This is a genomic window from Paenibacillus enshidis (assembly GCF_042136365.1).
GTDB lineage: Bacteria > Bacillota > Bacilli > Paenibacillales > Paenibacillaceae > Paenibacillus > Paenibacillus enshidis.
Genome location: NZ_JBHHMI010000005.1, coordinates 185,019 through 198,395 on the forward strand (window position 1 = coordinate 185,019; position 13,377 = coordinate 198,395).

Annotated in this window: 13 protein-coding genes; 1 reads left to right on the forward strand and 12 read right to left on the reverse strand. The window is 56.3% G+C overall.

Annotated elements, in window-relative coordinates; translation table 11 throughout:
- Nucleotides 1-366: 366 nt before the first annotated feature.
- The 3 genes from ACE41H_RS08420 to ACE41H_RS08430 all read right to left on the reverse strand — a co-directional run bounded on the left by ACE41H_RS08420 (nt 367) and on the right by ACE41H_RS08430 (nt 3,135).
- On the reverse strand, nt 367-2,025 hold the full coding sequence (locus ACE41H_RS08420; RefSeq protein ID WP_375354701.1) for an ABC1 kinase family protein: 1,659 nt from the start codon (nt 2,023-2,025) through the stop codon (nt 367-369).
- A complete protein-coding gene (locus ACE41H_RS08425; RefSeq protein WP_375354702.1) occupies nt 2,026-2,385 on the reverse strand; it encodes a phasin family protein in 360 nt (119 codons plus the stop codon).
- A 111-nt stretch (nt 2,386-2,496) separates the two neighbouring features.
- Nucleotides 2,497-3,135 (reverse strand): ThuA domain-containing protein, encoded by a 639-nt coding sequence (locus ACE41H_RS08430; RefSeq protein ID WP_375354703.1) that lies wholly within the window; start codon nt 3,133-3,135, stop codon nt 2,497-2,499.
- 339 nt (nt 3,136-3,474) lie between these two features.
- Here ACE41H_RS08430 and ACE41H_RS08435 point away from each other — a divergent pair, with 339 nt between their 5' ends.
- Nucleotides 3,475-3,924 carry an AbrB/MazE/SpoVT family DNA-binding domain-containing protein gene (locus ACE41H_RS08435; RefSeq protein ID WP_375354705.1) on the forward strand — a complete coding sequence of 150 codons (450 nt, stop codon included), beginning with the start codon at nt 3,475-3,477 and terminating at the stop codon, nt 3,922-3,924.
- A 359-nt stretch (nt 3,925-4,283) separates the two neighbouring features.
- On the opposite strand, the gene ACE41H_RS08440 is transcribed toward ACE41H_RS08435, so the two are convergent.
- The 9 genes from ACE41H_RS08440 to ACE41H_RS08480 form a co-directional block, all read right to left on the reverse strand.
- Nucleotides 4,284-5,780 carry a cobyrinic acid a,c-diamide synthase CobB gene (locus tag ACE41H_RS08440; protein ID WP_375354706.1) on the reverse strand — a complete coding sequence of 499 codons (1,497 nt, stop codon included), beginning with the start codon at nt 5,778-5,780 and terminating at the stop codon, nt 4,284-4,286.
- Nucleotides 5,773-6,891 (reverse strand): cobalt-precorrin 5A hydrolase, encoded by a 1,119-nt coding sequence (locus tag ACE41H_RS08445; protein ID WP_375354707.1) that lies wholly within the window; start codon nt 6,889-6,891, stop codon nt 5,773-5,775. Before ACE41H_RS08445 ends, ACE41H_RS08440 begins: the two co-directional genes overlap by 8 nt.
- Nucleotides 6,884-7,708 carry a precorrin-4 C(11)-methyltransferase gene (gene cobM, locus ACE41H_RS08450; RefSeq protein WP_375354708.1) on the reverse strand — a complete coding sequence of 275 codons (825 nt, stop codon included), beginning with the start codon at nt 7,706-7,708 and terminating at the stop codon, nt 6,884-6,886. The genes ACE41H_RS08445 and cobM overlap by 8 nt, the downstream gene beginning before the upstream one ends.
- Entirely contained in the window at nt 7,705-8,415 is a 711-nt protein-coding gene (gene cobI / locus ACE41H_RS08455) for a precorrin-2 C(20)-methyltransferase (protein ID WP_375354709.1), read from the reverse strand. The genes cobM and cobI overlap by 4 nt, the downstream gene beginning before the upstream one ends.
- Nucleotides 8,415-9,674, reverse strand: a complete 1,260-nt coding sequence (gene cbiE / locus ACE41H_RS08460; RefSeq protein WP_375354710.1) for a precorrin-6y C5,15-methyltransferase (decarboxylating) subunit CbiE — start codon at nt 9,672-9,674, stop codon at nt 8,415-8,417. Before cbiE ends, cobI begins: the two co-directional genes overlap by 1 nt.
- A complete protein-coding gene (locus ACE41H_RS08465; RefSeq protein ID WP_375354806.1) occupies nt 9,667-10,773 on the reverse strand; it encodes a cobalt-precorrin-5B (C(1))-methyltransferase in 1,107 nt (368 codons plus the stop codon). Before ACE41H_RS08465 ends, cbiE begins: the two co-directional genes overlap by 8 nt.
- Nucleotides 10,774-10,868: 95 nt before the next feature.
- The gene (locus ACE41H_RS08470) at nt 10,869-11,519 is read right to left on the reverse strand and encodes a precorrin-8X methylmutase (RefSeq protein ID WP_375354711.1); all 651 of its coding nucleotides are present in this window, start codon (nt 11,517-11,519) and stop codon (nt 10,869-10,871) included.
- 47 nt (nt 11,520-11,566) lie between these two features.
- Entirely contained in the window at nt 11,567-12,328 is a 762-nt protein-coding gene (gene cobK / locus ACE41H_RS08475) for a precorrin-6A reductase (protein WP_375354712.1), read from the reverse strand.
- Nucleotides 12,325-13,326: a sirohydrochlorin chelatase gene (locus tag ACE41H_RS08480; protein ID WP_375354713.1), complete on the reverse strand. Its 1,002-nt coding sequence runs from the start codon at nt 13,324-13,326 to the stop codon at nt 12,325-12,327. The genes cobK and ACE41H_RS08480 overlap by 4 nt, the downstream gene beginning before the upstream one ends.
- Nucleotides 13,327-13,377 lie beyond the last annotated feature (51 nt).

Sequence of the window (13,377 nt, forward strand, 5' to 3'; positions counted from 1 at the left end):
ATGGGCCGGATTTCCTTAGCTTGCGCCAGGCAGACGGCTTCCAAGCATGTCCGCCCGGCTTTTGCCTTTCCCAGTATACGCGAAGTCGCTCTTGACCGCCAGCAGTACCAAAAGATCGAGAACAGGGAGAGTGCTCCTGTCTCGACCTTTTAGCTAAACAAGAAATAGCAGGAAGTGGCGAGTTCTTCGTTGGTTTAAGTGGAAGTATGCACGATGCAGCGGAGAGAACGAAACAATTCCGAAAAAGCGCAGCGTTCGCCTTTGGCCCGAAGGGTCAACAGCGATTGCAGAAATGTTTCGTTTTCGGAGCGGTCACGGAGCGGTCTCGGAACGGTCTACGAGCAGTCTCGAGCAGCACCAGACCAACTAGAACCGTCCCGACCTGAAGATGGAATACAGCAGGAACGCCACCATGAGCAGCGCCACCACAAAGCCGATTTCAATCGCCGGCACATCCCACAGCAAGGTCGACCTGTGCGCCAGCGAAGAACCGATGATCAGACCCACCATGATGATTGAGAATGCCAGCAGCACGATGCTGAAGGACAGCCGGTTGCTGATTTGATCCAGCCTGCGCAGCAGCATCTCCAGCTCAGGTACCGTTACTTCCAGCTTCAGCTTGCCTTTGCTGATAACGGAGGCGAGATGACGGACCTGAGCTGGCAGTTCAATCAGTGTTTCCGCCAGCTCTGCCGCTCCTCCAAGCAGCTTGCCGCGGATACGGCGTGTGCTGAACCGTTCCTTGACCAGCTTGCGGCCGAAGGGCTCGGCCAATTTGATGATGCTCAGCTCCGGATCGAGATTCTCAATTACCCCTTCCATCGTCAGCAGGGACTTACCAAGCATGACAATGTCGGACGGAAGGCCGATCCGGTGCTTCTGCGCCGTGCTGAACAGATCGTTCAATGCCTGTCCAAGGCTGATTTGGGAAAAAGGAACATCCGCATACTCCTCACGCAAACGGTTGAGGTCATTACGCAGCTTCTGCACATCGATATCCGGATCGATCAACCCCAGGCGGTGAATTGCACGCATCATACTGTCGGTATTATGCCGCATTAAGGCAATAATCAGGGAGGCGAGCGGCGATTTCATGTCTTCATTCAAATGCCCGACCATGCCGAAGTCAAGAAAAGCCAGCTTCCCGTTCTTCATGACCAGCAGATTACCCGGATGAGGATCGGCATGAAAGAAGCCTTCTATAAATATTTGCTGCAGCATCGCATCGACAAGCTTCTGGGCGATATCCTTCAAGTCGAAGCCTTTTTGCACAAGCTCTTCGCTCCGCCGCAAAGTAATACCCTCCACAAACTCCATCGTAAGTATCCGCGAGGCCGTGTGCTCCCAATAAATTTTCGGAATATAGACCGACTGGCTGCCTGCAAACTGCAGAGCAATCCGCTCATTATTGCGGGCTTCATGCGTGTAGTCCAGCTCTTGAATCAGCGATTTCCCGAGCTCCTCCACCATCTGCGGCAGCTGGTAACGCTCGACCCATTCCCACCGTTTGGCCGCCAGGGCGGTAAGATTGCGCAGGATCTCCAGATCGCGGCGGATGATGCGGTCTACGCCGGGGCGCTGAATTTTGATCGCCACGTCCTCCCCGCTATGCAGCCTGCCCAGATGGACCTGACCGATGGATGCAGCGGCTAACGGGCTATCCTCGAACCGGGACAAGATGCTGTGCAGCGGCATATCCAATTCCTGTTCCAAAATGCCACGGGCCGTCTCCGCCGAGAATGGGGGCACCTGATCCTGCAGCTTGACCAACTCCCGGATAATATAATCCGGAAGCAGGTCTGCCCGTGTGCTTGCCAGTTGTCCAAGCTTGATGAAGGCCGGGCCCAGATCCTCCAGCACCAGCCTGATCCGCTCACCGGTCGTCCTGGTTCCGTTCGTCTCCCGTGACAGCCATCCGAGCGGCATGGACAAACCGATTTCTTCGACCACGTAACCAAAGCCATGACGTGCGAACGCCATGGCGATTTCCTTGTAACGGCCCGCATGTCTCATATGTACAGCCATTTATCCGGGAAGGTTCCCTTCTTCGGATGAAGGCTGCACAGAGACCGCGGCCTTTTCTTTTTCCAGCTCCGCGACCTGCTGCTCAAGCACCGCAATCCGCTGCTCGAGGCTGGCCATATCATTTTCATTCGGTACATTAAGCTCTTTCAGCACTTTGGCAACCTGCTCGCGGATCATCGTTTTGAAATGGGCCTGCTCTTCCTCCCCGCGTCCAATCAGGCGGTCAACCAGGGCTTTGGATTCCGAAGGCGCCAGTTCGCCCCTCTTTACCAGATCCTCCACGACTCGCTCCACTTTTTCCTTACTGACAACGGTGAGGCCCCAACCCAATGAGATTGCTTTTTTAAACAAATCGCTCATGATTATTCCTCCCCTTGCTGTTAGACCGGAATCCGTGTCCGGATACTCTTATTATAACGGCGATTTTCAAAACAATCCAAAATAAGGGTAATCGTTAACTGCCACGGCCGCTTATCCCGGCAAACGCGCTGCCCACTTGGCCGCCTGCACCATCAGCCGCCGGAAATTTTCATTTTGGAAGGTCGTCTGGTGGTGCCCTGGCATCAGATAAACAACTCTTCCAAGGCCATAGGAATGCGCCCAAGCAGCCGGACGGATATCTCCGTCCAACTCATACTCCATCAGCACCGTTTTTTGGGTAAAAGGGTCAAATTCAAAGCGGTAGGGCTCCTCATCCATCGAAAAAGACGTGATGCTCTCCATCACCGGGTGGTCCGGGGCTGCTGTCCGGAATTCCAGCGGGGCATACGCGGGATGCCTGGTAAATTTCGCTCCAAGCAGTTGGGCAATCTCATAGTTGTTGTTCATCGATATGCCATTATGCAGCACAAGCAGCCCTCCCCCTCCGCTGACATAAGACAGCAGGCCCGCTGTTTGCTGCGGGGATATCGGGTCCTTCCAGTTATCCACGTATGATATGCACAGGTCGAAGCCGCTGATGTTCTCTTTTAATAGCATTTTGCGATTCTCGCTGCACTGCACCGTCATCCAATCCTGCAGGATGTGCGTCACCTCTCTGTCGACTCCCTGCAACGGGTGAAATTCGGGATATGTATAATCACCAAGCAAAAGCGCTTTACGTTTTTCCATTCGCGATGTCCTCCAATCCTGTTGGCTTTGCCCACCACCATCACGCCGGCGCGGACAGGCCTTGTTTTTGAACTGCACCTACTACCAATTCCACATCTTCCTAGCAATCCCTGTTCCAATTGTGGATTCAAGCAGCTGATAATTACATTATGTTACATTATTTATACCTTTTCTTTTTTTTGAAATTTCAAGTAACATAAAACATTATCATGCTGCTTATACTTTTGCTTAATTTGTGTATATTTTTATCACCTTTATAGTGTAAAATTAGAATCAATGAATGCGTTTTAATTGTAGTATACTCGAGAAAAAACCAAGTTGAATAGGGAGGTTGAATGGATGAAAAGGACGGGAATGACTAGGCCTTTAGACAGCTTGGGAAGGATTGTTCTTCCCAAGGAAATGCGTATGACGATGGAGATTGAAATTGGAGATCCGCTTGAATTTTTTATTGAAGACAAGACTCTGATGCTCCGCAAGTACAAGTCTACTAATTGCACTTTCTGCGGCTCGCTAGACACGAATACCTACTACAAGGATCAGTTTATCTGTAATGACTGCGCCGCTGAGCTGAAAACAGCAAAATCGCAACCTGTTCCGCTTCCGGGACCTGTCGCAGTACCGTCGCCTCATAACGTTCCGTCCAAGAAATCCTATCGCCGGACTGATGACATTCTGGCCAAAATGAGAGAGCTTATGCAGGAGCATCCTCAATCTTCGCAAAAACAGCTGGCCTCCATGCTTGGCATCAGCCAGGGCAGGGTATCCCAATTAAAAAAATTGATGTAGCCCGGGCGGAAAAATCCGATCGCAGGACGCTTAAAAAAATGCTTAAAGAAACGCAGCACTATTCATTATATGAGAGCCAGACGGACAATAATCCAATACTGGCTTCTTTATTTTCAAAAAAATTTCCTCTGAAAAGGCAGGCTCAATCTAAATAAGCTCGCTGGAAACCATTACATCTTGTAACCTTTCGTTTTTACCCAAATAGCGTCGCTCACAACCTTTAGAATTTGCGCCTTTATATGCACTCGCACTTATTCCCCGGTCAAGCACTGATTTCGGTATTGAACAAAAAAGTATGATCTATATTCCTGATAGTTAAAAAGAACCGGTCCTGCCGGTTCTTTTGTTTTTTGTGGGACTTATCGCTTCTGTGCTGCACCGTATAAGGAGCATGCTTGTACCCACCGTTCCGCCGCCTTGGGCTGCGAAGCCAAATGGACGTGGGTGTAGCCTGCCAGTATGTTGCCCTGCGCATAGCCTTCAGTCGTTATCCCCCGCATGCCCTTGGTCTCATAAGCATGAAGGATTGGGCTTTGCCCGTCGAAGGACATCACCGAGTAATGGAATTCATGGCCGCGGATCGTCTCGCCCTGCTCCAGCAGCAGGCAATCACGGACCGCTTTGGCTTCCCTGTACCCAAGTGCAGCCCGTTTCTCCTGCATGCGGACATGGGCCGGAATGATGCCCGCCATAGCATGGACTTCTCCCGCACGGTCGGTCAACGTTTGTGCCAGCACCATGTAACCGCCACACTCGGCAAACAGCGGCATCTCGCTGGCCGCCGCTTGCCTGATGCCGTTCAGGAAGGCTTGATTAACCGAGATAGCTGCCGCGTATTCCTCGGGGAAGCCTCCTCCGAGATAAAGTCCGGACGTTCTTGCCGGAATGCCCTCTCCCGCAAGCGGACTGAAATACACAAGCTCGGCCCCTGCCCGGCGCAGCAGCTCCATATTGTCCTCATAGTAAAAATTAAAAGCCGCATCCCTTGCCACGGCAATGACAGGCTGATCCCGGACAGAGACGGCAGGCGGCCTCATAGCCGACATCTGGGAGGCCGCAGGGGGAGAAGCTGGATGATCAGCAGATACGGAAGCCGACAGCGCCATGGATTCCGGCAGCGCTATGGAGCCTGCAAGCTCCCACAGCCTGTCCAGATCCGTGCCTTCCCGGATCCGCTCCGCCGCACGACGGAACAGCGGCTCCAATTCACCGCGTTCGATGGCCGGCACCAGACCAAGATGGCGTTCCGGGATGTCCAGTTCTTCATCACGGGGCAGCCAGCCGAGGACGGGGACACCACACTCCTGTTCGATGGCAGCTTTGACGATTTCATAGTGGCCCCGGCTTCCGCAGCGGTTCACAATGACCCCGATAATTTGCAGCTTCGGCTCCAGGCGCTGATATCCGAGCACGATAGCCGCCGCGCTGCGCGCCATGCTGCGGACATCCACCACAAGCACTACAGAACTTCCGGTGATCATGGCGATTTCCGCCGTAGACCCGGTGTTGCTGCGCGGGTCCTTGCCGTCATACAAGCCCATGACCCCTTCAATGATGGAAATATCGGCGTCTGCCGATGCGTGGTTGAACAGGTTCAGCACATAATCCCCGGAGGTCATCCATGAATCCAGATTGCGGGAAGCAATACCGGTTACGGCCGTATGATAGGTCGGATCAATGTAATCCGGTCCGCATTTGAAGCCCTGCACCTTCAACCCCCTCTCCGCAAAGGCCCTCATCAGCCCGAGCGTCACCGTTGTTTTGCCCGCCCCGCTGCCGGTACCGGCAATGACAAGCCTGCGTCTGACATGTGAACTCCCGGTGAGTTCCGTTCTTGTCGATTCATTATTATGCATGGGTGCTCTCCTCAACCGAAAGCTGTGGAAAGGCCACCCGCGCCACCGATAGGGTTAGATTGCCGATTTTTTTCTTCTCCAGCAACCAATCCTCCGCTCCGGCGGACAGCAGCGCGGCAGGTTCGCAGACGCCGTAGGCCCCTGTATATTTAAATACGGTGTCGGATGGATTGGGCAGCTGCACCGTGTTCAGCTGCTCTGGGGTGTAAGTGACCAGCTCCCAGTTGTACTTGCTGCACAGCGCGAGCAGCCCTTCCTCGTCTTTTTTCAGGTCAATCGTCGCCACATTGCGCACACTTTTCACCGACAATCGCAGCTCTTGTAGCGTATCCAGCACCCCGGCTTCCAGCTCCTCAAGCCCGGTGCCGCGGTTGCAGCCGATGCCGAGCACCAGACTTTTCGGCCGGTACAGCACCCCGTTCGCGAGCAGCTTCTCCTGATCTTCGTCATTTAGCAAGCGGTCGCTGATCACGAGCGCGGCATTAAAGGGTTCAAGCAGAGCGGAGACCGGGTCCGGGTACACCCGGATATGCGCAGGCAACGGTTTGTCGTACTTCCACCAGTTTCTTTCACCCGTCTCCTGGATGATCGCCACGGGCTCTTCATTGACGACGGCGGCGCTTACGGGCGTCGCTTTATCGAAGCTGTCCACCGTCCAGCCCAGCTCTCTGCCGAACAGGTCGACCGGGATCGTGCCCTGCACATCAGAGGCAGTTGTGATGACTGGTCTTGCCTCCAGTACGGCGGCTACCTGCCGTGTCAGCTCGTTCGCCCCGCCGAGATGACCGGACAGCACGCTGATGACATGCTCGCCCCTGTCGTCGATGACCAGCACGGCGGGGTCCGTTTTTTTATCTATAAGCAGCGGTGCAATCATGCGCACCACCGCGCCAAGGGAAATCACCAGAATGATGCCGTTATACCGCTGGAACAGGTCGGGCAGAATCAGCTTGACCGAGCCGTCAAACAGGCGGATACCGAGGGAGTCTTCATCACCGCGCGCAAATTTGGACATATAAAAAATGTCCGTACCCTGGAAGCGCTCCCCCAGATCGCGAGCCATTTCAACCCCGTGCTTCGTAATGGCGACGACGGCATACGGATTACTCACCGGCCTTCACTCCTTTCCGGTACCCGTGGGTGAAGGCTTTATCGTACAGCTTGGACCGGTGGGCATCCTTGTCCACCAGCTCGGGGTCCAGCGCCCAGCCGGCGAGAATCATGGCATGCATCGTAATCCCGGCTGCACGCAGGTCGGCAGGCAGGTTTTCCAGCGTCGTGCGTACAATCTTCTGGTCAGGCCAGGTTGCGCGCTGAACGACGGCCACCGGTGTGTCTGCGCTCCAGCCTGCCGCCATAAATTCAGCCACCACCTTCTTGGCCAGTGTCGCGCTCAGGAAGAGGGCGACCGTGCAGTGGTGGGAGGCCAGATCACGCAGCTTCTCCCGCTCGGGCACAGGCGTTCTGCCTTCCGCCCGCGTCAGAATAACAGTCTGGGTCAGATCCGGCACCGTAAGCTCCGCTCCCAATACCGCAGCGGAAGCAAACACCGAGCTGACGCCAGGTATGATTTCATAAGCGATGCCGCGCTGCTTGAGCAGCACCATTTGCTCCAGAATGGCGCCATACACGGCGGGATCACCCGTATGAACCCTTGCCACGCTCCGTCCCTCGGCGACCGCCTCTGCCATGATGTCCACCTGCCGCTCCAGATCCATGCCCGAGCTTTGCAGCACCTGCGCCGACGGCTTGGCCGTGGCGATCAGCTCATCATTCACCAGCGAATCGGTATACAGCACCAGATCGGCGCTGCGCAGGATGTTGGAGCCTTTTACCGTGATCAGCTCCGGGTCGCCAGGACCGGCACCGACAATATAGACTTTCGGCTCCAGGCCAGGCTGCTTGTTTGGTTCGAAAAGTACGCTCATTTGCTCACCACCATCAGACTCAAATATTCCAGCTCCTGTCCGCGCAGGGTGCGGGCATCCTGCCACACCATTTCATAAGGGGAGGTCACCTTCGTAATAACGGAAGCCCGGTCCCCCAGCCCCAGTTCGTCCAGCACATCCAAAATAAGGTCCAGCACTTTAGCTACTTTAATGAACACGACAGTATCGTGATTTTCAATCGCACGGCGCATGGCGTTCCGGTCATCGGTCGCCGGAATGATGCCGACCTGCTGGTCTCCGTCTGCCAGCGGTGTCCCGAGCGCTGCCGCCGCGCCGAGCACGGAGGAAATGCCGGGCACCGACACGATCGGCACCTCGGGATGAAGCTCCTTCATCAACCTGGCAAGATGAATGAAGGTGCTGTACAGGTTCGGGTCACCTTCCGTAACAAAGGCGACGTCCTTGCCCTGACTCAGCGCCTCCCAGCAGGCCGCCACCGTTTTGTTCCATTCGCGCTCCAGCACGGCCGGGTCCTTGGTCATCGGAAACACGAGGCCCAGCATTTCTTTTTCCGCCGGATTAACATACAGTTCCACAATTTCATGAGCATATGATTTGCCACCCATCCGCTTCCGGGGATAGGCGACGACCGCACACTCCCGGATCAGCCGGTAGGCTTTGACCGTAATCAATTCGGGGTCCCCCGGACCTACCCCTACTCCATAGAGCGTTCCCGCTGTACCCATCAGCTCTCTCCTTCCTTTACATCAAGCTCTGCTGCCGGAGACGCCGGACGGCCTGTGATGACATAGACGGGATTCAGCCCGTCAAACCGTGTCATGCCGAGGATCGGTTTGCTGCGCGCCGTCTGTAGCAGGGTGACCGAGGCATCCAATCCGGCTGTCTTCAAGGCCTTCAGGGCATCATGCAGCGTCTCAATGGTAGCTGCGTTCACGACAATCCTGCCCCCCATACAAAGGCGTGATGCACACAGGGCAATCAGCCCTGACAGCTCTCCGCCGCTGCCGCCGATGAACACAGCATCCGGATCGGGAAGTTCTTCCAGACCGGCCGGAGCCTTCGCGTGAATGGCGGGAAAATCCGTGCGGAATTTGACCTTGTTGGCCTCAATATTCGCCAGATCACCCTCGTTCTTCTCTATCGCAAACACCTTGCCATATCTGGCCAGTCGCGCGCATTCCACCGCTACCGAACCGGAGCCGGCCCCGATGTCCCATACGACGCTCCGCTCGGACAAGCACAGCTCGGACAGGCTGAACACCCGTACCTCGCGTTTGGTAATAAGCCCCTTCTCCGGCTTGCGCTGATGGAATTCCTCATCCGCGAAGCCGAAGCCCCGGCGCGGTTCGGGAGCATCCGCCTTACGGAGCAGAATGACCACGTTCAGCGGTGAGCATTCAGTTGCGGCCATTTCCTCCAGGCTGCAGCGGCGGTACTTCTCTTCAGCCCCCCCCAGATTCTCGCCCACAAACGCGTCGTACTCTGTCATGTCAAAGCGCAGCAGGTAATCCGCCAATGCGGCGGGCGTGTTCACCTCATCCGTCAGCAGCGCCACCTTGGCCTGCCCGTCAATCCGCTGCGCAAGTCCCATGATAGGGCGTCCATGAACGCTGTCCACGACCGCATCCTGCCAGCTCACTCCAAGCTTGGCAAAGGCCAGCTGCACAGAGCTGAGATGGGGAATGATCTCCAGGCTGCCCGCTTCAAGCTTGCCCGCAAGGTAACCCGCGATGCCGAAGAATAAAGGATCGCCCGAGGCGAGCACGACAATCTGTTCCCGCGCGCGCCGCTCTTCGAGCTCCGCGACAAGCGCCGCGAGCCCGCTCTTGAGCACCCTTTTCTCCCCTTTAAAATCCTGAAAAAACGCCAGCTGACGCTCCCCGCCAATCAGCAGGCCAGCGTTATGTATATGCCGGAGCGACTCCGCCGTCAGACCGTTCGCTCCGTCTTCTCCTATGCCGATGACATAAATTTTGTTATCCACTGATGACCGCCTTTCCGAGCACCTGCCCTTTCATCGTCACAAGCACCATTTCCACCGTAATTCCGCCTGCCGCATGCTCCAGACAATGGCGGCACGCACAGCCGCACAATAGCTCAAAAAATTTCAGACACTGCGCCTCTGTCATCAAATCCGCCACCTGTGAAGCCGTATTGGCTGCTGCCACTGCCTCCACCAGTTCGGGATCTGCCCCCGCATCGCGCGCAATTCCGGCCAAAAAACCAAAGTCCACCGGGGCGCTCTTGGAATGCACCATCATAACCCCCTGGGCCACCTTGGACAGCTTGCCCGGCATGCCGACCAGAATAATCTTCTTCATGTTCAGTCGTTTGCCATGCTTGACCGCAAAGCCGACAAAATCCCCCATCTGGATGAACGCTTCCTCGGAGAGATGGCTGTACATTTGCATAGCATATTTCTCACTGCTGCCGCCGGTCGTCAGCACAATCTCCTCGCAGCCGCTCGCGCTCGCCACCGAAATCGCCTGCACAACACTGGCCATGTAAGCTGACGTGGAGAACGGCACTACCACGCCACGTGTACCCAGGATGGAAATGCCGCCAATGATGCCAAGCCGTGAATTTAACGTTTTCTTGGCAATCTCTTCACCGTCGGGCACGCTGATCACCACCCGGACGCCGCGCGTCGCCCCATGCTCCTCAAGCACCTGGGAGACGGCCTCTGTAATCATACGGCGAGGCACCGGGTTGATCGCTGCCTCGCCGACAGGAACAGGCAATCCGGGCTTGGTCACACGGCCGACCCCAATCCCGCCGTCAAGCTCTATGCCTGCTTCTTCCCGCCAGCTGACTGTGGCTACGATCTTGGCCTGATGCGTGGCGTCGGGATCATCTCCGCCGTCCTTGATGGTGGCGCAGGAGGCGGAATCCGCGTCCAGCCGCTGCTCAATCAGCTCGAACGCATGATCAAAGCCGGCCGGCAGTGAAATGACCGCCTGCTGCGGAGCAATGCCCGTCAACAGCAGCTTGACCGCTCCTTTGGCTGTTGCAGCGGCACACGCACCTGTCGTGAAGCCCGACCGCATCGGCTTGTCGGGCGCAGGGGCTTCGCCGCTCTTCATGCGGCGGGGCTGCCCCGCACCTGCCGCTTCCTTCTCCATCCGTCATCCTCCTTCGGCTGCTCTTGCTGTAGTTCAGGCAGACTGCTTTTTCCGGGCTACTCCTCCTGCACCGCCATCAGCGACAGCGCATTGACCGCAGCCACGACAATGGTGCTGCCGCCCTTGCGGCCGATATTCGTAATGAACGGAATATCCAGCTTGCGCAGCTCGTCCTTCGATTCAGCAGCTGACACGAAGCCGACAGGCATGCCGATAATGAGGCCCGGCTTGGCCTCCCCGCTCTTCACGAGCCGGATCAGCTCCAGCAATGCGGTCGGCGCGTTCCCGATGGCATAGATGCCGCCCTCCGCCTGCCGGATCGCCTTGCGCATGGAGATGATCGCCCGTGTCGTATTTAACCGCTTGGCTTCCTCCATGACGTCCGGGTCGGATATATATACGTTGACGTCCATGCCAAACCGCTTCAAGCGGTCCTTGCTGACGCCCGCCTGAATCATCTGCACATCGGCCACAAACGGCTGTCCGGCACGGATGGCCTTGATGCCCGCTTCGATCGCATCCGGGTGAAATACCATACTGCGGCCAAGCTCGAAATCGGCGGATGCGTGAATAACCCGCTGCACGACAGGATACTGTCTGTCCGTGAAGGGATGCTCTCCGAGCTCCTCCGTGATCATCTCAAAGCTTTTACCCTCAATTTCCTGCGGCTGCACGGTGAGCGGTTTAAAATCTGTTTTAAAATCCATCGTATTTCACTCCCTGTTATCACTTTATTTCCATCTGGCCTGCGGTTTCAGATCTTGCCAAGCTCCTCCAGTATGCCTGCAAAATGGTCGTATACTGTACCAAAATCCACCTCGGGCCGTGAGATCAACACGACGCGGATGCCCGCGTCCAGAGCGGCCTGCACCTTTTCGTCGACTGCCCCGGTGCGCCCGCTTTCTTTGGTCACCATGACGGTAGTGCCGAAATGCTTGTACAGCGCCTCGTTTAATTCTCTTGAAAAAGGCCCCTGCATGGCGATGATGTTCTTTTGCTCCATGCCAAGCCGGCTGCATTTCTCCATATTGTCCATACGCGGAAGCATGCGTGCCACCAGCCGGATGTCCGGATCGCCGAGCAGCCGTGTAGTGAAAATCTCCAGCGTTTTGCTGCCGGTCGTGAGCATGATGGAGCCTTTCAGGGAACGGGCGGTGTCAGCCGCCTCTTCATAGGAAGCAGCCACATGCAGCAGCGAGTGGTCGTCGTAGGTGAGTCCCGCCCGTTCAAAACGGATATAGGGAAGCCCGCATTCCTTTGCGGCCGCCATGGCGTTCGCATGCGCCTCCTCGGCAAAAGGGTGGCTGGCATCAACGATCGCCCGCACCCCCATTTCCTTAATCAGCGCTGTCATATCGGCAGCGGTCAAACGTCCGGTTCGGACCTCCAGCCCGGCTGCGCGCAGGCTGGCTGCCGCGCTCTCCGTCACGACGGAGGTGAGTACACGGTAGCCGCTGCTCTGAATTTGCAGTGCCAGCTCCCGCGCATCACTTGTTCCACACAGCATGAAGATCATAAGCCGTTCACCTTTTTACCCACGGTGTTATGTGAGTGCCCATGATCATGATTGTGATCATGATGGTGGTCGTGATGATGATCGTGTCCATGGTCGTGATCGTGGTGGTGGTCATGGTGATGATCGTGCCCATGGTCGTGATCATGGTGGTGATGATGGTGCTCCTGCGCTGCCAGCCGGTACTGGCAATTGTCGCAGTTGGCAAACACCCGTCCGTGCAGCCCCTCCTCTACACGCTCCAGCACCAGCTCCACCAGCCGCGGATGGAAGCCAAAGTATCCGCCGATTTCCACCTGCACTTCCAGATGAGCCTCGGCGAATTCCAGGGTCATATCGTTGATTTTTTTGATCAGCACGCCTGTAAAAAGAAAATAAGGAAGCACGATAATTTTTTTGGCGCCCAGGCGCAGGCAGCGCTCAAGCCCCTCCGGGTAGGACGGCTGCGTTACACCGATAAAGCAGCCCTCAACCCAGGTATAGGGCAGCTTTTCCCACAGCATCCGCGTAATTTTGAAGAAATCGCTGTTCGCATCCGGATCACTGCTGCCCCGGCCCAGCACAAGCACAGCCGTATCCTGATCCGCCGCTTCGTCTGCAATGGCCGTCCCCCGGCCCATTCCCGCCGCCGCGGCAACGGGCTGCGCTTCAGCAAGCCTGCTCTGCAAAATTTCTATGATTTTCTCGTGTACCCCGATAGGACGTCCGTACACAAACTCGATTTCGGGGTATTTGGCCTTCGCCCGATCAATAGCCATCGGAATGTCGATCTTGGCATGACCGGCTGCAAATAAAATAATCGGCACGATCACGACCCGGCTTGCCCCCCGTGCCGCGCAGGCTGCGACGCCCTCGGCAATCGTCGGTCCCGTCAGCTCCAGAAAGCAGGTCTCCACCAGTGTATCCGGCGACTTGGACGCCACCGTTTTCGCGAACTCCAGCAGCTCCTGGTTCCCCTCCGGGTCCCGGCTTCCATGTCCGACTAGCAGTATTGCATTCATTAAATTCTCTCCCTTCGTATTGCTAAAACTTGAAACCAACGCTATCCCTGA

What these genes read in the sequence shown, in the direction of transcription:
- ACE41H_RS08420 (WP_375354701.1), bottom strand. Translation starts at nt 2,025, where the DNA reads ATGGCTGTACATATGAGACATGCGGGCCGTTACAAGGAAATCGCCATG.
- ACE41H_RS08425 (WP_375354702.1), bottom strand. Translation starts at nt 2,385, where the DNA reads ATGAGCGATTTGTTTAAAAAAGCAATCTCATTGGGTTGGGGCCTCACC.
- ACE41H_RS08430 (WP_375354703.1), bottom strand. Translation starts at nt 3,135, where the DNA reads ATGGAAAAACGTAAAGCGCTTTTGCTTGGTGATTATACATATCCCGAA.
- ACE41H_RS08435 (WP_375354705.1), top strand. Translation starts at nt 3,475, where the DNA reads ATGAAAAGGACGGGAATGACTAGGCCTTTAGACAGCTTGGGAAGGATT.
- ACE41H_RS08440 (WP_375354706.1), bottom strand. Translation starts at nt 5,780, where the DNA reads ATGCATAATAATGAATCGACAAGAACGGAACTCACCGGGAGTTCACAT.
- cobM (WP_375354708.1), bottom strand. Translation starts at nt 7,708, where the DNA reads ATGAGCGTACTTTTCGAACCAAACAAGCAGCCTGGCCTGGAGCCGAAA.
- cobI (WP_375354709.1), bottom strand. Translation starts at nt 8,415, where the DNA reads ATGGGTACAGCGGGAACGCTCTATGGAGTAGGGGTAGGTCCGGGGGAC.
- ACE41H_RS08465 (WP_375354806.1), bottom strand. Translation starts at nt 10,773, where the DNA reads ATGAAGAGCGGCGAAGCCCCTGCGCCCGACAAGCCGATGCGGTCGGGC.
- ACE41H_RS08470 (WP_375354711.1), bottom strand. Translation starts at nt 11,519, where the DNA reads ATGGATTTTAAAACAGATTTTAAACCGCTCACCGTGCAGCCGCAGGAA.
- cobK (WP_375354712.1), bottom strand. Translation starts at nt 12,328, where the DNA reads ATGATCTTCATGCTGTGTGGAACAAGTGATGCGCGGGAGCTGGCACTG.
- ACE41H_RS08480 (WP_375354713.1), bottom strand. Translation starts at nt 13,326, where the DNA reads ATGAATGCAATACTGCTAGTCGGACATGGAAGCCGGGACCCGGAGGGG.